18 protein-coding genes are annotated in these 20,074 nt (G+C 67.3%); 13 read left to right on the top strand and 5 right to left on the bottom strand.

Annotation, left to right across the window (positions count from 1 at the left end; genetic code table 11):
• Positions 1-180: 180 nt before the first annotated feature.
• From ACYVH8_RS13245 to mrdA, 4 genes are all read left to right on the top strand, one after another.
• A complete protein-coding gene (locus ACYVH8_RS13245; RefSeq protein WP_057674180.1) occupies positions 181-1,224 on the top strand; it encodes a rod shape-determining protein in 1,044 nt (347 codons plus the stop codon).
• Positions 1,225-1,239: 15 nt separating this feature from the next.
• Positions 1,240-2,181, top strand: coding sequence for a rod shape-determining protein MreC (gene mreC, locus ACYVH8_RS13240; RefSeq protein WP_460489286.1), 942 nt, complete (start codon positions 1,240-1,242; stop codon positions 2,179-2,181).
• On the top strand, positions 2,178-2,708 hold the full coding sequence (gene mreD / locus ACYVH8_RS13235; RefSeq protein ID WP_460489285.1) for a rod shape-determining protein MreD: 531 nt from the start codon (positions 2,178-2,180) through the stop codon (positions 2,706-2,708). The genes mreC and mreD overlap by 4 nt, the downstream gene beginning before the upstream one ends.
• 139 nt (positions 2,709-2,847) lie before the next feature.
• Positions 2,848-4,830, top strand: coding sequence for a penicillin-binding protein 2 (gene mrdA, locus ACYVH8_RS13230; RefSeq protein WP_460489284.1), 1,983 nt, complete (start codon positions 2,848-2,850; stop codon positions 4,828-4,830).
• Between the two features lie 6 nt (positions 4,831-4,836).
• On the opposite strand, the gene ACYVH8_RS13225 is transcribed toward mrdA, so the two are convergent.
• Positions 4,837-5,601 (bottom strand): sulfite exporter TauE/SafE family protein, encoded by a 765-nt coding sequence (locus tag ACYVH8_RS13225; protein WP_460489283.1) that lies wholly within the window; start codon positions 5,599-5,601, stop codon positions 4,837-4,839.
• A gap of 273 nt (positions 5,602-5,874) precedes the next feature.
• Between ACYVH8_RS13225 and ACYVH8_RS13220 the strand changes: the two genes are divergently transcribed.
• Together ACYVH8_RS13220 and ACYVH8_RS13215 are read left to right on the top strand one after the other, a co-directional pair.
• Positions 5,875-7,311 carry an ammonium transporter gene (locus ACYVH8_RS13220; RefSeq protein WP_460489282.1) on the top strand — a complete coding sequence of 479 codons (1,437 nt, stop codon included), beginning with the start codon at positions 5,875-5,877 and terminating at the stop codon, positions 7,309-7,311.
• Between the two features lie 50 nt (positions 7,312-7,361).
• Positions 7,362-7,685, top strand: a complete 324-nt coding sequence (locus tag ACYVH8_RS13215) for a hypothetical protein (protein WP_460489281.1) — start codon at positions 7,362-7,364, stop codon at positions 7,683-7,685.
• A gap of 4 nt (positions 7,686-7,689) precedes the next feature.
• On the opposite strand, the gene ACYVH8_RS13210 is transcribed toward ACYVH8_RS13215, so the two are convergent.
• Positions 7,690-9,402 carry a GMC family oxidoreductase gene (locus ACYVH8_RS13210; RefSeq protein ID WP_460489280.1) on the bottom strand — a complete coding sequence of 571 codons (1,713 nt, stop codon included), beginning with the start codon at positions 9,400-9,402 and terminating at the stop codon, positions 7,690-7,692.
• Positions 9,403-9,540: 138 nt separating this feature from the next.
• On the bottom strand, positions 9,541-11,052 hold the full coding sequence (locus ACYVH8_RS13205; RefSeq protein WP_460489279.1) for a CoA-acylating methylmalonate-semialdehyde dehydrogenase: 1,512 nt from the start codon (positions 11,050-11,052) through the stop codon (positions 9,541-9,543).
• Between the two features lie 90 nt (positions 11,053-11,142).
• Between ACYVH8_RS13205 and ACYVH8_RS13200 the strand changes: the two genes are divergently transcribed.
• Entirely contained in the window at positions 11,143-12,039 is an 897-nt protein-coding gene (locus tag ACYVH8_RS13200; protein ID WP_460489278.1) for a LysR family transcriptional regulator, read from the top strand.
• Between the two features lie 247 nt (positions 12,040-12,286).
• Here the strand turns inward: ACYVH8_RS13200 and ACYVH8_RS13195 are convergent, their stop codons facing one another.
• Both ACYVH8_RS13195 and ACYVH8_RS13190 read right to left on the bottom strand, forming a co-directional pair.
• Positions 12,287-12,493: an anion permease gene (locus tag ACYVH8_RS13195; RefSeq protein ID WP_460489277.1), complete on the bottom strand. Its 207-nt coding sequence runs from the start codon at positions 12,491-12,493 to the stop codon at positions 12,287-12,289.
• Between the two features lie 138 nt (positions 12,494-12,631).
• A complete protein-coding gene (locus ACYVH8_RS13190) occupies positions 12,632-13,414 on the bottom strand; it encodes an enoyl-CoA hydratase/isomerase family protein (RefSeq protein ID WP_460489276.1) in 783 nt (260 codons plus the stop codon).
• A gap of 116 nt (positions 13,415-13,530) precedes the next feature.
• Here ACYVH8_RS13190 and ACYVH8_RS13185 point away from each other — a divergent pair, with 116 nt between their 5' ends.
• The 6 genes from ACYVH8_RS13185 to ACYVH8_RS13160 all read left to right on the top strand — a co-directional run bounded on the left by ACYVH8_RS13185 (position 13,531) and on the right by ACYVH8_RS13160 (position 19,951).
• Entirely contained in the window at positions 13,531-14,652 is a 1,122-nt protein-coding gene (locus ACYVH8_RS13185) for an MlaE family ABC transporter permease (protein WP_460489275.1), read from the top strand.
• Positions 14,649-15,434 (top strand): ABC transporter ATP-binding protein, encoded by a 786-nt coding sequence (locus ACYVH8_RS13180; RefSeq protein ID WP_460489274.1) that lies wholly within the window; start codon positions 14,649-14,651, stop codon positions 15,432-15,434. The genes ACYVH8_RS13185 and ACYVH8_RS13180 overlap by 4 nt, the downstream gene beginning before the upstream one ends.
• 14 nt (positions 15,435-15,448) lie before the next feature.
• Positions 15,449-16,381 (top strand): MlaD family protein, encoded by a 933-nt coding sequence (locus ACYVH8_RS13175; protein WP_460489273.1) that lies wholly within the window; start codon positions 15,449-15,451, stop codon positions 16,379-16,381.
• Positions 16,378-16,992, top strand: coding sequence for an ABC-type transport auxiliary lipoprotein family protein (locus ACYVH8_RS13170; RefSeq protein ID WP_460489272.1), 615 nt, complete (start codon positions 16,378-16,380; stop codon positions 16,990-16,992). Before ACYVH8_RS13175 ends, ACYVH8_RS13170 begins: the two co-directional genes overlap by 4 nt.
• A 127-nt stretch (positions 16,993-17,119) precedes the next feature.
• Complete coding sequence (locus tag ACYVH8_RS13165) at positions 17,120-18,232, top strand: TRAP transporter substrate-binding protein (protein WP_460489299.1); 1,113 nt, start codon at positions 17,120-17,122, stop codon at positions 18,230-18,232.
• 114 nt (positions 18,233-18,346) lie between these two features.
• Positions 18,347-19,951 (top strand): gamma-glutamyltransferase family protein, encoded by a 1,605-nt coding sequence (locus ACYVH8_RS13160; protein WP_460489271.1) that lies wholly within the window; start codon positions 18,347-18,349, stop codon positions 19,949-19,951.
• Positions 19,952-20,074: the final 123 nt, after the last annotated feature.

The raw sequence follows: 20,074 nt of genomic DNA, 5'->3' as shown, positions 1-20,074 counted from the left end.
GGGCCGAGGGGCCCCGGAACAGCGGGTTATACACAGGGGATAGGGTATTATCCCGCCTTTAGTAGCGCCCTTTCCTGTCCACAGGAATTGCGGTGCCGCGCACCGAGTCACAACCGCGCATCCTGCGCACCGGGCGACGGTCGAGCGAAGCTCGGTCGTGCCCTCAGAGAGGAACGAATAATGTTTGGAGCTTTCCGTCAGTATTTCTCCACTGACCTGGCCATCGACCTGGGCACGGCCAACACCCTGATCTACGTGCGCGACCGCGGCATCGTCCTGGACGAGCCCTCGGTGGTGGCGATCCGCCACGAAGGTGGTCCGCAGGGCAAGAAGACCATCCAGGCCGTGGGCCGCGAAGCCAAGGCCATGCTGGGCAAGGTTCCCGGCAACATCGAGGCCATCCGCCCGATGAAGGACGGCGTGATCGCCGACTTCACCGTCACCGAGCAGATGCTCAAGCAGTTCATCAAGATGGTCCACCCGCGCGGCGTGTTCAAGCCCAGCCCGCGCATCATCATCTGCGTGCCCTGCGGCTCGACCCAGGTCGAGCGCCGCGCCATCCGCGAGTCGGCCCTGGGCGCCGGCGCCAGCGACGTCTACCTGATCGAGGAACCCATGGCCGCGGCCATCGGCTCCGGCCTGCCCGTCTCGGAAGCCAGCGGCTCCATGGTCGTGGACATCGGCGGCGGCACCACCGAAGTGGGTGTGATCTCGCTCGGCGGCATGGTCTACAAGGGCTCGGTCCGCGTGGGCGGCGACAAGTTCGACGAGGCCATCATCAACTACATCCGCCGCAACTACGGCATGCTGATCGGCGAACCCACCGCCGAGGCGATCAAGAAGAACATCGGCTCGGCCTTCCCCGGCAGCGAGGTGCGCGAGATGGAAGTGCGCGGCCGCAACCTGTCCGAAGGCGTGCCGCGCAGCTTCACGATTTCCTCCAACGAGATCCTGGAAGCGCTGACCGACCCGCTCAACAACATCGTCTCGGCCGTCAAGAACGCGCTGGAGCAGACCCCGCCCGAACTCGGCGCCGACATTGCCGACCGCGGCATGATGCTGACCGGCGGCGGCGCCCTGCTGCGCGACCTGGACCGCCTGCTGTCCGAGGAGACCGGTCTGCCGGTGCTGGTGGCCGAGGACCCGCTGACCTGCGTGGTGCGCGGCTGCGGCATCGCACTCGAACGCATGGACCGTCTGGGCGCCATCTTCACGAACGAATAAGCGGCAGGTACAGCGATGCCTTTCGGTACGCTGGAAAGAACTCCCCCACCCTTTTTCCGGCAGGGCGCTTCGGCTCTGTCCAAGCTCATGCTGTTCAGCGCCATGGCGCTGTTCCTCATGGTGGCCGACACACGCTTCCAGCTGACGGGGCCCGTGCGCATGACCATTGCCTCGGTGCTTTATCCCGTGCAGTGGGCCCTGCTGCAGCCGGTGAGCTGGGCCCGTGACGGTTTTCGCCAGGTGCAGTCGCTGCGCAGTGCGCAGGACGACGCCTCCACCCTGCGTGAGCAATTGCGCCTGCAGTCGCCGCGCGTGCAGCAGTTCGACCAGCTGGCCCAGGAGAACGAACGTCTGCGCCAGCTGCTGGAGCTGCGCCAGCGCATGCCCACGCCGGGCCTGGCCGCGCAGGTGCTCTACGACGCGGCCGATCCCTATGCCCACAAGGTCATCATCGACAAGGGCCTGATCCATGGCGTGAGCGCAGGCTCCCCGGTGCTGGACGAGTCCGGCGTGCTGGGCCAGGTGACCCGGGTCTACCCCTCGCTGAGCGAGGTGACGCTGGTGATCGACGCCGACCAGGCCATCCCCGTGCTCAACATTCGCACCGGCGTGCGCGCCGTGGCCTTTGGTGACCCCAGCCTGCACGGCGGGGCCCTGGAGTTGCGCTACATGGGCAGCAATGCCGACGTGCAGCCCGGTGACATCCTGACCACCAGCGGCATCGACGGCGTGTTCCCGCCGGGCCTGCCGGTGGCGCGCGTCGAGAAGGTCGAGCGCCGCGTGGAACTGCCCTTCGCCCTCATCTATTGCGTGCCGCAGGCCCGCGTGGCCGGCGCCTCGCAGGTGCTGGTGCTGCCCACCCTGGTGGGCCAGCAGCCCGCTCGGCCTCCGCAGGACAAGGCCCAGCTCCTTGCGAAACCGGCCAAGAAGGACAGCGGCAAAGGGGGGCAGAAATGATCATGCGCCCCGGCCAGCAACTGCTGCTGCCTGCCAACCCGCTGTTCATCTGGGGCAGCCTGCTGGGCGCCTTCGGCCTCAACCTGCTCTTCAACATCGCGCTCTGGGGGCGTGTGGCCTGGGCGCCGGACCTGCTGGCCCTGACCCTGGTCTTCTGGGGCGTGCACCAGCCGCAGCGCATCGGCATCGGCGCCGCCTTCGTGTTCGGCCTGCTGATGGACGTGCACCAGGGCAGCGTGCTGGGACAGCACGCCCTGTCCTACGCGGTGCTGAATTTCCTGGCCATCGCCATCCATCGCCGGCTCCTGTGGTTCACGCTGGCCTCGCAGGCGCTGCACGTTCTGCCCCTGCTCATTGCGGCCCATGCGGTGGCCCTGGCCGTGCGCCTGATGGTAGGCGGCAATTTCCCCGGTTTTGCCCTCCTGCTGGCGCCGCTGATCGAGGCGCTGCTGTGGCCGCTGGCTTCCCTCCTCTTGCTGCTGCCGCAGCGGCGCGCGCCAGATCCCGACGCCAACCGGCCGCTGTAACATGGCCCCCACGCTTGTCACTGCGTGTACTGCGCTGCCCCCTGAGCAGGTCTGTCCTGCGCTTCGCTTGAGCACGGGGCTGGTTCGCCTTAGGGCGGCCCGGCGGCGAACCGGTTAGCTACTTATCCGTCCTGGCACCATGACCGAACTGCGCAACGTCGAAGCCGACCTGCATCGCTTCCGTGCGCGTGTGCTGGTCGTCTCGCTGCTGGTCTTCGCCTGTTTCCTGATCCTCCTCTTCCGCCTGGTCTATCTGCAGGTGGTGCGCCATGCCGAGCTGCAGGAACGGGCCGAGATCAACCGCACCACGGTCGTGCCCCTGGTGCCCACGCGCGGCCTGATCCTGGACCGCAACGGCATCCCCCTGGCGACGAACTACTCGGCCTACACGCTGGAGATCACGCCGGCCCAGGTGGACAACCTGGAGCGCACCATCAACGAGCTGGCCGATCTGGTGGACATCACGCCGCGCGACCGGCGCCGTTTCCGCAAGCTGATGGAAGAAACCAAGGGCGTCGAGTCCCTGCCCATCCGCACCCGCCTCTCCGACGAGGAGGTGGCGCGTTTTGCGGTGCAGCGCTACCGCTTCAGCGGCGTGGACATCCGCGCGCGCCTGTTCCGCAACTACCCCTGGGGTGAACTCGGCAGCCATGTGGTGGGTTACATCGGCCGCATCAACCCGGCCGAGAAGAAGGAGCAGGAGGAGTGGGACGACGAGGACCAGGCCAACTACCGCGGCACCGACTACATCGGCAAGCTCGGCGTGGAGCAGAGCTTCGAAAAGCACCTGCACGGCATCACCGGCTTCGAGCGTGTGGAGACCTCGGCCGGCGGGCGCGCCGTGCGCAAGCTCGCGAGCAGTTCGGCCAAACCCGGCAACAACGTGGTGCTGTCCATCGACATCAAGCTGCAGAACCTGATCGAGGAGATGTTCGGCCAGCGCCGTGGCGCGCTGGTGGCGCTGGATCCCACCAATGGCGAGATTCTGGCCTTCGTGAGCAAGCCGACCTTCGATCCCAACATGTTCGTCGAAGGCATCGACTCCGAATCCTGGCAGGCGCTCAACGAATCGATCGAGAAGCCCCTGCTGAACCGGGCCCTGCGCGGCACCTACCCGCCGGGCTCGACCTACAAGCCCTTCATGGCCATGGCGGCGCTGGAGACCGGCAAGCGCTCGCCCAGCACCATCATCTACGACGGGGGTTCCTGGACCTTCGGTGACCACACCTTCCGCAGCCACGGCGACGGCGGCCTGGGGCCGGTGGACATGCACCGCAGCATCGTCAAATCCAGCAATGTCTATTACTACTCCCTGGCCAACGACCTGGGTGTGGACGTCATCCACGATTTCATGAAGCCCCTGGGTTTCGGCCAGCTCACCGGCATCGACATCCAGGGCGAGGTGCGCGGCGTCCTGCCCAGCCAGGAGTGGAAGCGCCGCACCTACAAGCGGCCCGAACAGAAGAAGTGGTACGCCGGCGAGACCATTTCACTGGGCATCGGCCAGGGGTACAACACCTTCACCATGCTGCAGCTGGCCACGGCCACGGGCGCGCTGGCCAACAACGGGATCAAGTACACGCCCCATCTGGTCATCGGGACGCAGGATGCCGGCAGCCAGGTGACGCAGGACGTGGCCAAGAAGCCGCCCGAGGACCTGCACTACGGGCAGCAGAATCTCGCCATCGTGCGCCGGGCGCTGGCGGCCGTGACGCAGGAGGGCACCTCGGCGCGTTCCTTCATCGGCGCCAGGTACCTCAGCGCGGGCAAGACCGGCACGGCGCAGGCGGTGACCATAGGCCAGAAGGAAAAGTACGACGCGCGCAAGATGGAAGAGCACCAGCGTGACCACGCGCTGTACATGGCTTTTGCGCCGGTGGACGATCCCAAGATCGCTTTGGCGGTGATTGTCGAGAACGCCGGTTTCGGCGCCGAGCATGCCGCCCCCATGGCGCGGCGCGTCTTCGACTACTGGCTGCTGGGCCAGTACCCGAGCGAGGAAGACCTGGCCGCCGTCAAGCAGGGCCGCGCGGCCTTCCCGATCGGCAAGCCGCGCCTGGCGGCCGAGGTGGCCTGGCCGCCCAAGGGCCGGGCCGGCGTGCTGGTGCCGGTCGAGCCCTGAGCCTGCTCAGACCTGGCGCAGGAAGGCGTCGTAGCCGGTCTTGAGGATCAGCGCGCTGACCACCACGATGAAGACGCCGCGCACGAAGCCGGCGCCGTGCTTGAGCGCCATGCGCGTGCCCAGCAGGCTGCCGACGACGTTGGCCAGGGCCAGGGCCAGCGCGAAATGCCACCAGACGTAACCCTTGAACGCGAACAGGATCAGCGCGGCCAGGTTGCTGCTGAGGTTGAGCAGCTTGGCGCTGGCCGAGGCGTGCAGGAAGTCATACCCCAGCCAGCGCACCAGCAGGAAGACAAAGAAGCTGCCGGTGCCCGGGCCGAAGAAGCCGTCGTAGAAGCCGATCACCCCGCCCACGCTGCCCGCGGCCAGCAGCTCCTGGCGGCCGGTGAAACGCGGCGCATGGTGGCGTCCCAGTTCCTTCTTCATCAGCGTGTAGGCCAGCACCCCGATCAGCACGGCCGGCAGCAGCCGGCGCAGGAAGTCCGGCGAGATCAGCGTGACCACCCAGGCCCCCGCCAGCGAACCGGCAAAGGACAGGCCCATGGCCGGCAGCAGGGCGCCCCAGCGCATTTCCACACGGCGCGCGTACTGCACCGAGGCAAAGGCCGTGCCCCAAACCGAGGCGGACTTGTTGGTGCCCAGCAGGGTGGCGGCGTGTGCCGTGGGGTAGGTGGCGAAGAGGGCCGGCAGCAGCACCAGGCCGCCACCGCCGACGACGGCATCGACAAAACCGGCCAGCAGCGAGGCCAGCGTGACAAGAAAAAATTCCATGAGAACCGGGAACTGCAAATAAAAAGGCACCGGGGTTAGCGGTGCCTGGTGAACGCCATCTGCTCTGGATGGTATCAATATTGTTGTTCGTGTGATCGAAAAGTCTTCCTCGGTTCCTCTCATGCGGCGCTCGTGGCGCGCTTGCGAGTGGGCGTAATTTAAGGCAGGGCAGGAGGTGCGGACATAGGGGTTTGCCCGGGCGTGCGGCAAGACCTTTCGCATGGTGGCATAGGTTTTGCTTGATCGGATCATAAACCACGGTTGGGAAGAAAAATGCACATCGTTGGACGCGTTGCCTCGGGCCTGTTGCTGCTTTGCCTGAGCTGGGATTTGTGGGCGCAGGTGCCACCGGAACCCGCAGCCAGTGCGCCGGTCATCGCCATCAGCCCTGCCGTGGTGGCCGAGACGGCGCCCGCGCCTGTGGCGCCTGTCGTGAGCCCGAGCCCGGCCCCCGCCGAACCACCGCTCACGCGGCCCGGCCTGGTGGCCGTGGACAGGATCAACGGGGCCGACACCGCCTGGATGATGACGTCCACCGCGCTCGTGCTGCTCATGACCCTGCCGGGCATCGCCCTGTTCTATGGCGGCCTGGTGCGCCGCAAGAGTGTCATCAACACCCTGGCCAGCGTGACGGCGATCGCCGCCCTGGTCAGCATCCTGTGGTTTGCCCTGGCCTATTCCCTGGCCTTCACGCCGGGCACAGAGTGGCTCGGTGGCCTGGGGCGCATCGGTTTTGCGGGGCTGGATTATCTGAAGGACGCCGGCAAGGTGGCGGTGAGCCATGTGGCGCCCAATGTCCCCGAGTCGGTGTACGCGATGTTCCAGCTGACCTTCGCCATCATCACCCCGGCCCTGATCGTGGGCGCCTTCGTCGAGCGCATGCGCTTCTCCGCCATGCTGTGGTTCATCGGCCTGTGGTCCGTGCTGGTCTACGCCCCCGTCGCGCACTGGGTCTGGGAGCCCGGTGGCTGGCTGGCCCAGATGGGTGTGCTGGACTTTGCGGGCGGCTCGGTGGTGCACATCAATGCCGGGGTGTCGGGGCTGATGTGCGCCTACTTCCTGGGCCCGCGCCGGAATTACGGCAAGGAAGCCTTCGAACCTTTTAATCTGGGCCTGACCATGGCCGGCGCCGGGCTGCTGTGGGTGGGCTGGTTCGGTTTCAACGCCGGTTCAGCCGTGGCGTCCGACGGGCGCGCGGGTCTGGCCATGGCGGTCACGCACATCGCCGCGGCCGCGGGTGCCCTGGCCTGGATGGCAGGTGAGTGGCTGGTGCGTCGGCGCCCCTCCCTGCTGGGTCTGTGCTCGGGCCTGGTCGCCGGCCTGGTGGCCATCACCCCGGCCGCAGGTTTCGTCACGCCGCGCAGCGCCGTGGTCATCGGCGCCGTCGCGGGCCTGGCCTGCTACTGGGGCGCCACCGGACTCAAGCGCGTGCTCAGCGCGGACGACTCCCTCGATGTGTTCGGCGTGCACGGCATCGGCGGCATCGTCGGCTCGCTCATGACGGGCCTGCTGGCCAGCAAGGTCATTTCGGACGTGGAGGGCAGCGTGATGGTGCAGCTGGTGGGGGTGGTCGCGGTGCTGGCCTACAGCGCCGTCGTCAGCGCCGTGCTCTTGCTGCTGATCAAGTCCACGCTGGGACTGCGTGTGGACGAGCAGGCCGAAACGGTGGGCCTGGACATCGCCCAGCACCGTGAGCACATGGGGAGCTAGGCGTCTTTCACACCGTTCGCATTGGAATCAACAGCAGGAGCAGGCCTTTTATGCTGGAGAGCGAAAAACTGGCGATCGCCGCCCACTTGCACGTCTTGCTGCGGCGCAAGACCGGCCGTGTCACGGACACGCAATGGATGGCCTCCAACACGGAGTACGCCAACGAGGTCGTGCGCTTCGCGCGCACCAGCGCCCAGGAGGACGGCCACCCGGACCTGGCCGAATGGGCCGACAAGCTGGAGGCCGCGCTGGCCCCGGGGGATCGGGGCCGCCGCAAGGGCGTCCCGGTTGCCTTCGTGGAGACGCTGACGCCGCCGCTGGGTGCAGGCGCCGCCGAGGCCGAGGCGCAGCGCTACGTGCGGGGCATACGCTGATGCCTTAGCCAGCAGCGTCGGCGATCATCCAGTGCGCCGCGCGCTCGGCGATCATCAAGGTGGGGGAGTTGGTGTTGCCGCTGGTGATGGTGGGCATGACACCCGCATCGGCCACGCGCAGGCCGCGGATGCCGCGCACGCGCAGCTGCGGGTCCACCACGGCCATGGGGTCGTCGGCCCGGCCCATGCGGGTGGTGCCCACGGGGTGGAAGATGGTGGTGGCGATGTCACCGGCCAGCCGCGCCAGGTCCGCGTCGCTCTGGTACTGCACACCGGGTTTCCACTCCTGCGGCTGGTACTTGGCCAGGGCGGGCTGCTCCACGATGCGGCGCGTGACACGCAGCGAGTCGGCCGCCACCTTGCGGTCTTCCTCGGTGCTCAGGTAGTTCGGCGCAATCGCCGGCGCGTCCTCGAAGCGCTGGCTGCGGATCCGGATGCTGCCGCGGCTCGTGGGGTTCAGGTTGCAGACGCTGGCCGTGAAGGCGTTGAAGCTGTGCAGCGGCTCACCGAAAGCGTCCAGTGACAGCGGCTGCACATGGTATTCGAGATTGGGCCAAGCCTGCGTCGGGTCGCTTTTCGTGAAAGCGCCGAGCTGGCTGGGGGCCATGCTCATGGGCCCGCTGCGCTTGATCGCGTACTGCAGACCGATCATGGCCTTGCCCCACAGGCTGTTCGTCATGGTGTTGAGCGTTTTCACGCCCTGCACCTTGTAGACCGAGCGGATCTGCAGATGGTCCTGCAGATTGGCGCCGACGCCGGGCAGCGCGTGTACCAGGGGCACGCCGTGCTGGCGCAGCAAGTCAGCGGGGCCTATGCCCGAGAGCTGCAGGATCTGCGTGGAGCCCACGCTGCCGGCCGCCAGCACCACCTCGTGCGTGGCGTTCACCGTCACCATCTCCTGGCCGGTCCAGACCTGCACGCCGGTGCACCGCTGGCCGCCGTCGGCTGCAGTCTCGACGATCAGGCGCGCCACCTGGGCCGAGGTCCAGAGTTCGAAGTTGGGGCGTCCGTAGCAGGTCGGGCGCAGGAAGGCCTTGGCCGTGTTCCAGCGCCAGCCCTTTTTCTGGTTGACCTCGAAATAACCCACGCCCTCGTTGTTGCCGCGGTTGAAGTCCGCGCTGGCGGGAATGCCGGCTTGCTGCGCGGCTTGCGCAAAGGCGTCCAGCACGTCCCAGCGCAGGCGTTGTTTCTCGATGCGCCATTCACCGCCGGTCTGGTGGTGGCGCATGAGCTTGCGGTAGAGATCGGCCGGCTGCTTCGTGGTGTCGAGCAGTTCGGTCGGCACGCCCCGGGTGCCGTGCAGGGCATCGGCCCCCTTGTGGTGATCCTCGTGGTGCTTGAAGTAGGGCAGTACGTGCTCCCAGCGCCAGCTGTCCTCGCCCGTGATCCGCGCCCAGTCGTCATAGTCGCGGGATTGTCCGCGCATGTAGATCATGCCGTTGATGCTGGAGCATCCGCCCAGGGTCTTGCCGCGCGGGTAACGCAGGCTGCGGCCGTTGAGCCCGGCGGCGGGCTCGGTGTTGTACAGCCAGTCGGTGCGCGGGTTGCCGATGCAGTGGAGGTAACCCACGGGGATGTGGATCCAGTGGTAGTCGTCCCGGCGCCCCGCCTCGATCAGTAGCACACGCTTGCTGGCGTCCATGCTCAGCCGGTTGGCCAGCAGGCAGCCGGCCGTGCCGGCGCCGATGATGATGTAGTCGAACGTTGTCTCGGACATAACCTGGTCTCCCAGCGTGTTCGAAGCAAAGCAACACACGCTGTGTTTCTAATCGGGGCCACCGCGGAACCGGCTTTGCCGGGCCGCCAGTGGCGTCCCCCTCCGGGGGAAGCCGGCCTCAGGGCCGGCTCAGGGGGGTCACTTACTCGTCGGCATCGCGAATTCGGCACCTTTGCCGATGCTCTCGGGCCAGCGCTGCATGATGGACTTTTGCTTGGTGTAGAAACGCACGCCTTCTTCGCCATAGGCGTGCATGTCGCCGAACAGCGAGCGCTTCCAGCCGCCAAAGCCGTGCCAGGCCATGGGCACGGGGATGGGCACGTTGATGCCCACCATACCCACCTGGATGCGGTGCGAGAACTCGCGCGCCACGTGGCCGTCGCGCGTGTAGCAGGACACGCCGTTGCCGAACTCATGGTCGTTGATCAGCTTCACGGCGGTGGCGAAGTCGGGCACGCGGACGCAGGACAGCACGGGGCCGAAGATCTCTTCCTTGTAGATCCTCATTTCGGGCGTCACGTGGTCGAACAGCGTGCCGCCGAGCCAGAAACCGTTGTCGCAGCCGGTGCCGGCAGCGGAGCCCTTGAAGCCGCGGCCATCGACCAGCAGCTTGGCGCCTTCCCTGGCGCCGTGCTCGATGTAGCCCGTGATGCGCTGGTGCGCGATAGCCGTCACGATGGGGCCCATCTCGGCGTCGAGCTCCATGCCGTTCTTGATCTTCAGCGCCTTGGTGCGTTCGACCAGCTTGGGCATGATCTTGTCGGCCACGTCGCCCACCAGCACGGCCACCGAGATCGCCATGCAGCGCTCGCCGGCCGAGCCGTAGGCCGCCCCGACCAGGCCGTCCACGGCCTGGTCCAGGTCGGCGTCGGGCATGACCACCATGTGGTTCTTGGCACCGCCCAGGGCCTGCACGCGCTTGCCGTTGCGTGCGCCGGTCTCGTAGATGTAGTTGGCGATCGGCGTGGAGCCTACGAAGCTGATGGCTTTGACATCATGGTGGGCCAGCAGCGCGTCCACGGCCTCCTTGTCGCCCTGCACCACGTTGAACACGCCGTCGGGCAGGCCGGCCTTCTTCAGCAGCTCGGCCATCAGCAGCGAGGGGCTGGGGTCGATCGGGCTGGGCTTGAGGATGAAGGTGTTGCCCGCGGCTATCGCCACCGGGAACATCCACATCGGCACCATGACCGGGAAGTTGAAGGGCGTGATGCCCGCCACCACGCCCAGGGGCTGGCGCAGGGTCCAGTTGTCCATGCCGGTGGAGACCTGCTCGGTGAAGTCGCCCTTGAGCAGCTGCGGAATGCCGGTGGCGAATTCGAGGATCTCGATGCCGCGGGTCACTTCACCCTGTGCGTCGGTGAAGACCTTGCCGTGCTCGGCCGTGATCAGGCGCGCCAGGTCGTCGCGGTGCTGGTTCATGAGATCCAGGAACTTGAAGAGGATGCGCGCGCGGCGCAGCGGCGAGGTCTCGGCCCAGGCGGGGAAGGCGGCCTGGGCGGCGGCCACGGCCTGCTTGACTTCGCTGGCGTTGGCCAGCGCGGTGCGGCCGCTGACGGCGCCCGTGGCGGGGTTGTAGACGTCCTGGCTGCGGCCCGAGCTGCCAGCGGTGATCTGGCCGGCAATGGCATGGCCAATATTTGTAATGCTCATGATGAAGTCTCCTGGGAATATGCAAGTGTCATGGAAGTCCGGGTATTTTTCCAATGAGTTGCCCTCAAGGGTGATATAAATATTCCAAATATGAACGCGCCACCCGAACCCCAGGCCTTGCGCGCTTTCGTGGCCGTGGCGCGCGAGGGCAATGTGTCGCGTGCGGCCACCCGCCTGCACCTGAGCCAGCCCGCCGTGAGCCTGCAGCTCAAGGCCCTCGCCGAACTGACAGGCCTGCAGCTTTTCACGCGCACGCCGCACGGCCTGGCCCTCACACCCGACGGCGCGGCCCTGCTGCCGCAAGCCGAGAGGGCCCTGGCCGCGCTGGCCGATTTCGGTCAGGCCGCACAAAGCCTGCACAGCACGGTGCGCGGGCGCCTGCGCATCGGCACCATCCTCGACCCCGAGTTCATCCGCCTGGGCGCCTTCCTCAAGGAACTGGTGGAAACGGCGCCGCAGATCGAGACCGAGCTGCGCCAGGGCATGAGCGGCGAGGTGCTGGCGCAGATCGGCCGCGGCGAACTGGATGTCGGTTTCTACCTCGGCTTGCCGGGAGAAACGCAGGAGGGGCCGTATGAGGCGCGCGTGCTCTCGCACTTCAGCTACCGCGTGCTCGCACCCGCTGGCTGGGGCGAGCAGGTGTTGGGCCGCGACTGGAAGGCCCTGGCCGCCCTGCCCTGGATCGCCACGCCCCCGGCCTCGGCCCATCACCGCCTGCTGGCGGGCGTGTTCGGCCCGCTGGGCGTCACGCCGCGCCAGGTGGCGCTGGTGGACCAGGAGGCCTCCATGCTGGACCTGGTGCGCTCGGGGGTGGGGCTCTCGCTGGTGCGCGAGTCCATCGCCATCACCGAGAGCCAGGCGCGCGGCCTGGTGGTGGCCGACCGTGTGAGCCTGGACTGCCAGCTGTGCTTCGTCTGCCTGCGCGCGCGCCGCGGGGAGCCGGTGCTGGCCAGCGCCTGGGCGGCGCTGGGGCAGGTGTGGCGTTGAGCGCCTGATTTAATGCGAGACTAGGCCACATTTCCCAGCCACAGGTTGTGCCGAGAGCGAAAGATCAATTGCGGAAAAGCGCAAGCGGCTCGGACGGCTTCTTGTCGCACTTTTCCCCATTTACATGCTCGTGCTCTTGATTTCAAGAGCAATATTTGGTCGCTGAGTGACGAGAATAAAGGCACAAAGTCAGGTTTGCATTTCAACCAATGCAAACCTGACCTCGGTTCGATGATTTACTGCAGTCTCACTTCGTCAGATACCCCATCCACTGCCAGTAGGTCGCCTTCAGCAACAACACCAGCGCAAACCCGATCACCGTGAGCACCAGCCCCGTGCGCACGAAATCGCGCACCGCAACGGTGTCGGTGCCATAGGCCACCAGGTTCCGCGGCGCATTGACCGGCAGGATGAAGCCGAAGCTCACCATGGATTGCCTGCCTACAAGGCTCATGGGTGCGGCTCGCAACTGCACTGGAGGTCATGGCGGTCTCCGGGATGGATGTGCCGGCCATGCTGCGTCGCAGGTCTTGTCGCAGCCTGATGCGTGTCAAACAAAGGCCAGGCGCCAGCGCCGGCCTGGGTGGCTGCTTCAACGCCCGGGCCAGGCCGGCTTGCGCTTTTCCTTGAAGGCGGCCTGGCCCTCTTTCGCGTCTTCGGTCAGCGTGAAGAGGGCGATCTGGCTTTCGGTGAAGGACATGCTTTCCTCGAAACTCATGGCCTCGATCTTCTTCATGGTGTAGAGGCCGCGGCGGATGGCGGCGGGCGACTTGTCAAGCAGGCGCTCCAGCAGCCATTGCAGCTTGCCGTCCAGGTCGTCATCCACGTAGTTCACCAGGCCGTATTCCAGCGCCTCGGCAGAAGTCAGCGGCTCACCGGTCAGGCAGAGTTCAGCCAGCTTGCGGCGAGGAACGAGGTGCTGCAGCACGCTGAGCACCTGGGCCGGGAACACGCCCACCTTCACCTCGGGCAGGCCAAAGACGGCGTGGCGCGCGGCCACGGCCAGGTCGCACATGGCCAGCAGGCCCATGCCACCGGCCATGCAGGCGCCGTTGACGCGGGCGATCAGCGGCACGGTGCTGGCCTTGGCCGCGCGCAGCACACGCGCCACATGACCCTGCGGTTCGGAGTAGTCGGTGGTGAAGGCCTGGTCGGCCTGCAGGTCGGCGCCGGCGCAGAAGGCCCTGGCGCCGGCGCCGGTGATGACGATGGCGCGCAGCTCGCGCTGATGCTGGGCGCCATCGATGGCGCTGGCCATGGCGGCCAGCACACCGTGGCTGACCGCATTGCGGCGCGCCTCGCGGTGGATGGTGAGCCACAGCACGGGGCCGCGCGGCTCGACCAGCAGTTCGTCGGTGGCGGGGGTGGCGCTCATGGGCTCTCCTGGGGCCTGCGTGTGATGCCGCTATTGTGGCGGCGAAATCCCTGCTGCCCGCAGCAGGGCTGGCTTACCATAGTGGCTCCACCTCCAAACACCCACAACACGCTGCCATGGCCGAGACCACGCCCAGCCTACGCCGGCATGCCCAGGAGCAGGGGGCGGTGGTTGCGCTGCAGGGCCATTGGACGGCGGCGCAACTGGCCGAGCCGCAGACCTGGGCGACACTGCAGCGCGAACTGCCGGGCCTGCGCCAGGGTGGGCAGGCCTGGGATCTGCGCCAGATCCAACGCCTGGACCACACCGGGGCCCAACTGCTGTGGAACAGCTGGGGCCGGCGCTGGCCCGCGCAGATCGAGGCCCTGCCGGCCCAGCGCGCCGTGCTCGAGCGTGTGGCACGCTACACCGTGGCCCTGCCACCGTCCGAACACCATGGCCCGGTTTACCTGTGGGAACGCCTGGGGAGTCAGGTCCTGCTGGTGCTGGGCCATCTGCAGGGCCTGCTGCGCCTGACGGGCCAGCTGCTGCTGGACCTGCTGCGCCTGCTGCGGCGCCCGCGCCTGGGGCCCTGGCGCGATTTCTCGGGCCATCTGCACCACATCGGCGCCACGGCCCTGCCCATCACGGCGCTGGTGGGTTTCCTGATCGGCGTGGTGCTGGCCTACCTGATGGCGCAGCAGCTGCGCCTCTTCGGGGCGGATCCCTACATCGTCAACCTGCTGGGCATTTCGGTGATCCGCGAACTCGGGCCGGTGCTCGCCGCCATCCTGGTCGCCGGGCGCTCGGGTTCGACCATCACGGCGCAGATCGGTGTCATGCGTGTGACGGAAGAGATCGACGCCATGCGCGTGCTGGGCATCGCGCGCGGTTTTCGTCTGGTGCTGCCGCGCGTGCTGGCCATGGCCGTGGCCATGCCCCTCATTTCGGTCTGGACCACGCTGGCCGCGCTGTTGGGCGGCATGGTCTCGGCCGACCTGACCATGGGCGTGTCGCCGGCCTATTTCCTCTCGGCCCTGCCCGACGCGGTGCAGGTTGCCAACCTCACGCTGGCCACGGGCAAGTCGGTGGCGTTTGGCGTGCTGATCGCCCTGGTGGGCTGCCACTTCGGCCTGCGCGTGAAACCCAATACCGAGAGCCTGGGCCAGGGCACCACGGCCTCGGTGGTGGTGTCGATCACGGTGGTCATCCTGGTCGATGCGCTGTTCGCCGTGGTGTTCCGGGACGTGGGTCTATGAGCGCCGCGCCGGTGGTCGAGATCGCAGGCCTGTCCTCGGAGTTTCGCAGCGCCGGACGCAAGTCCGTGGTGCACAAGCAGCTGGACCTGCGTATCGAAGCCGGCGAGCTGATGTCCATCGTCGGCGGTTCGGGCAGCGGCAAGACCGTGCTGCTGCGCCAGATGCTGGGCCTGGAGCGGCCGGCGCGCGGGCGTGTCAATGTGCTGGGCCGGCCGGCCGCCGAGCTCAGCGCCCCAGGGGCCGCCAGCCGCGTGGGCATGCTGTTTCAGCACGGCGCCCTGTTCTCGGCCTTCAGCGTGCTGGAGAACATTTCCTTTCCCCTGCGCGAGCTGCGCACCCTGCCGGCCGACCTGGTGCGTGATGCGGCCCTGGTCAAGCTGCAGATGGTGGGGCTGGACCCCTCGCAGGCGCACAAGAAACCGGCGGACCTGTCGGGCGGCATGGTCAAGCGCGTGGCGCTGGCCCGTGCGCTCATCATGGACCCGCCCCTGCTGCTGCTGGACGAGCCCACGGCCGGCCTGGACCCGGACAGCGCCGACGAGTTTTGCGACCTGTTGCGCTCCCTGCACCACGAGCTGGACCTGACCGTGGTGATGGTCACACACGACCTCGACACGATCTTCGAGCTGAGCACGCGGGTCGCCGTGCTGGCCGAGCAGCGTGTCATCGTCAGCGGCACGCCGCGGGAGGTGATGGCATTTCCCCACCCCTTCATCCGTGACTTCTTTCTCGGTGAGCGCGGACGGCGGGCGCAGACCCTGTTGCATGATTCGCCGAAATAGGTAGAAAGCTGTTTATGGAAAACAAGGCCCACGCGCTGGCTGCCGGCGCCTTCGTGCTGCTGGTCACCGCCCTGCTGGTGGCGCTGGCGGTCTGGCTCACGCGCCAGGCCGGCGAAGTGCGCGGCTTCGAGCTGTCCACGCGCGACGCCGTCACCGGCCTGCAATCGCAGGCCTCGGTGCGCTTTCGCGGCGTCAAGATCGGCAAGGTGGCCGACATCGGCTTCGACCCGCTGAACCCGGGCCAGGTGCTGGTGCGTCTGGAGCTCGACGCCGATGCGCCCATCACCCGCTCGACCTACGCCACCCTGGGTTACCAGGGCCTGACCGGCATCGCTTTTGTGCAGCTTGACGACAGCGGCGAGTCACGCGAGCCACTGGCCGTGGCCGGCGGCCAGGCGCCGCGCATCCCCATGCGCCCGGGTCTGATGGACCAGTGGTCGCGCCAGGGGGAGCGTATCCTGGGCCAGCTGGAGGAAACCACGCGCCGCGTCAACCAGCTGCTGGCCGCCGAGAACCAGCAGGCCCTGCGCAAGAGCATCGATGCGCTCAGCGAAGCGGCCGCGGCCGTGCCGCCGGCCATGCAGGAGGCGCGCGTGTCATTCCAGGCCATGCGCGTATCGGCGGACACCGTGGGCGCCAGCGCCGACCAGGTGCGCAAGACGGCCGACGCGTACGCCCGCCTGGCGCAGCGCCTGCAGCAGCCCGGCGGCACGCTGGACCAGTTGCAGCAGGGAGCGGGCGCGCTGGCCAGCACCGGCCAGACCGTGCAGCAGACCAGCCTGCCGCGCCTGAACCGCACGCTGGACGACGCGGCCCGCACGGTGCGCCAGGTCGGGCGCGCGGCGTCCGGCCTGGACGACAACCCCCAGGCCCTGATCTACGGTCCAGCGCTGGCCCTGCCCGGTCCGGGCGAGCCCGGCTTTTCCGTGCCGCGAGGTGCAAGATGAGGAACATCGGTGTGTTTGCTGTGACGCGCTGGTCCTGGCTGCTGATGGCCACCCTGTTGAGCGCCTGTGCTTTGCCTGAGCGCGCCCCGGCGCCGCTGCGCTATGACTTCGGCCCGCCTGTCGCAACAACTTCCGCGAGTCCCTCGGGCCAGCGTGCGGTCCTGGCTCTGCGCGTGCAAGCCAGTCCGGCGCTGGATGGCCCGGCCATGCTGTACCGACTCGCTTATGCCGATGCGCAGCAGCTGCGCGCCTACAGCCAGTCGCGCTGGGCCATGGCGCCAGCCGAGCTGGTGCAGCAGCGCCTGCGCGAGGGCCTGGGGCGTTCGTTTGCGCTGCCGCCGGCGGGTGAATCGGCACCCCGGCTCGTGCATGTCGAGCTGGAGGAGTTCAGCCAGCTGTTCACGGCCCCGCTGGAAAGCAGCGGCCTGCTGCGCCTGCGGGTCAGCCTTTTGCAACGCAGCGCTGGTGGCGAGCAGTTGCTGGCCCAACGCGACTGGCAGTTGCAGCAGCCGGCCCCGAGCGCCGATGCGGCCGGCGGCGTGCGGGCGCTCAACGTGGCGACAGAGACGGTGGTGACCGAACTGGTGCAGTGGCTCCAGATGCAGCGTTGATTCACAACCAATAGAAACCAATGACGCCAACTTGGTGCGTATCACGCACCAAGGGCCCCCTGGATCTGGCATGTACTTTGCAAACAGGAAAGTATTCTTTAACAAGCTGAGGAGCTTCCCCATGAAACTGGATCGCCGTTCATTTGTTTCCAAAAGCGTGGCTGCCGGCACGGCAGGCGCCGCCCTGGCCCTTCCCATGGCCGCGGCCGCGCAGACCAGCCCCACGGTGCGCTGGCGCCTGGCCTCGAGTTTTCCCAAGAGCCTGGACACCATCTATGGCGGCGCCGAGGTGCTGTCCAAGCGCGTGGCGGAAATCACCGGTGGCAAGTTCCAGATCACGGTACACGCCGCCGGCGAGATCGTGCCCGCGTTTGGCGTGGTCGACGCGGTGCAGACCGGCAGCGTGGAGATCGGGCACACGGCCAGTTACTACTTCGTGGGCAAGAACCGCGCCTTCGGTTTCGAGACCACGGTGCCCTTCGGCATGAACCAGCGCCAGCAGAACGCCTGGATGTACTACGGCGGCGGCCTGCAACTGGTGCGCGATTTCCTGCGCGACTACAACATCGTGAGTTTCCCCGGCGGCAACACCGGTGTGCAGATGGGCGGCTGGTTCCGTCGCGAGATCAAGAGCACGGCCGACCTCAAGGGCCTGAAGATGCGCATTGCAGGTCTGGGCGGCGAGGTCATGTCCCGCCTGGGCGCCGTGCCGCAGCAGATCGCCGGTGGCGACATCTACCCCGCGCTGGAAAAAGGCACGATCGACGCCGCCGAGTGGGTGGGGCCCTATGACGACGAGAAGCTCGGCTTCTACAAGGTGGCGCCCCACTACTACTACCCCGGCTGGTGGGAGAGCAACTCCATGTACTCCTTCTACATCAACAGCAAGGCCTGGGACAGCCTGCCCAAGGAATTCCAGGCGGCCTTCGAGGCGGCCGCCGCCGAGGCCAATCTGGACATGATGGCCAAGTACGATTTCAAGAACCCCGATGCGCTCAAGCGCCTGGTCGGCAACGGCGTCAAGCTGCATGCCTACCCGGTCGAGCTGATGCGCAAGGCCCAGGACGCGGCCTTCGACCTGTACGAGGAAGAAGCCGCCAAGAACCCGGCCTTCAAGAAGATCTACGAACCGTGGAAGAAATTCCGCGCCGACATCACGCTCTGGCACCGTTTTGCCGAGCACACCTACTCCAGCTTCGCTTACAGCAACCCGCCCAAGATCGGCGCCAAGAAAGCCTGACACCGGACAGACCCCTCCACCGGCCTGCGGCGACGCGGTAGCATGGCGGCACCTCAGCGGTGGCGCCTTGCGCTTGCAGCGTGCCGCAGGCCTTTTCTATTGTCTGGAGTTTTGATGGCTCAATCTATCTACGGTCGCCGCGGTATCGCAGTGGCCCCCCATTCCCTGGCCGCCGAGTCGGCCGTGGCCGTGCTGCGCGAGGGCGGCAATGCGCTGGAGGCCATGATCGCCGCCGCGGCCACCATCGCCGTGGTCTACCCGCACATGAACTCCATCGGCGGCGACAGCTTCTGGGTCATCAACGGCCCGGGCAACCGTCCGGGCGGCATCGACGCCAGCGGGCGCAGCGCCGCCGCCGCGAGCCGCGAGTGGTATGCCGCCAAGGGCATCACGGGCAGCATTCCGTTTCGCGGCGGCACGGCCGCGCTCACCGTGGCCGGCACGATCTCCGGCTGGGGCGCGGCGTACCAGCTCTCGTCACAGTCCCTCGGCGGTCGTCTGCCCTTGTCCCGTCTGCTCGACGACGCGATCTTTCTCGCCCGTGAGGGCATCCCCGTCACACGCAGCCAGGCCAGCACCACGTTGGCCAAGCTGGCCGAACTCAGGGACCGCCCGGGGTTTGCGCAGACCTTCCTGACCCAGGGCCAGGCGCCGCAGGAAGGCCAGCTGTTCAAGCAGTCGCGCCTGGCCGACACGCTGGCGCTGATCGCGCGCAAGGGCACGGACGCGTACTACCGCGGCGCGCTTGCGAAGCAGATGGCGGCCGAACTGGCCGCCGTGGGCAGCCCGCTGACGCTGGCCGACCTGCAGGCGCATCAGGCCAAGCTGATCGACCCGCTGACCGTGCCCGTGGCCGGCGCGCAGCTGCATAACATGGTGCCGCCGTCGCAGGGCCTGGTGTCCCTGCTGATCCTGGCGTTGATGGAGCGCTTCCCGGGCTGGAAGCAGGCCGGACCCGAGAGCGCAGCTTTCATCCACGCGCAGGTGGAAGCCACCAAGCTGGCCTTCCGCGTGCGTGACCGTTACCTGACCGATCCGGACTTCATGGCCCTGCCGCCGGCTGCGCTGCTGGAGGCATCGCGCATCGACGAGCTGGCGCGGGAGTTCAAGCCTGACGCGGCGCTGCCCTGGGGCAGGAAGACCGATCCGGGCGACACGATCTGGATGGGCGTGATCGACAAGGATGGCATCGCCGTCTCCTTCATCCAGAGCATCTACCATGAGTTCGGTTCGGGCGTGGTGCTGCCCACGAGCGGCGTGAACTGGCAGAACCGCGGCTGCAGCTTCTCGCTGGACCCCAAGCACGTGAACAGGCTGGAGCCGCGCAAGAAGCCTTTTCACACGCTCAACCCCGCCATGGTTCAGCTGGCCGACGGCGGCACCATGGTCTACGGCGCCATGGGCGGCGATGGCCAGCCGCAGACCCAGGCCACGATCTTCAACCGCGTGATGCGCTACGGCGACCACCCGCAGCAGGCCATCGAGCGGCCGCGTTGGCTGCTGGGCCGCACCTGGGGCCAGTCCAGCGAGTCGCTCAAGCTCGAAAGCCGCTTCGATCCGGCTGTGGTGACGCAGCTGCGTGCACTGGGCCACGAGGTGGAAACCATCGGCGCCTGGGACGAAGGCGTGGGCCACGCCGGCATGCTGGTGCGCTATCCCAATGGCGTGCTCGAAGGCGGTTTTGATCCGCGCTCCAACGGCGCGGTGGCGTCTTTCTAGTGTAGTGTTTCATTCTGTCTGGAACTTAATCGGCTATTGGCTCGAATGACCTTTTGCAGGATGTCGCGCGCGCTCTTGGTCCAGATAAACGGCTTGGGTTCGATGTTGTGATGGGCGACGTAG

The sequence above is a fragment of the Curvibacter fontanus genome (assembly GCF_054780335.1).
The sequence above is the reverse complement of the archived record's forward strand: the minus strand, read 5'-3'. Positions and strand labels throughout refer to the sequence as shown.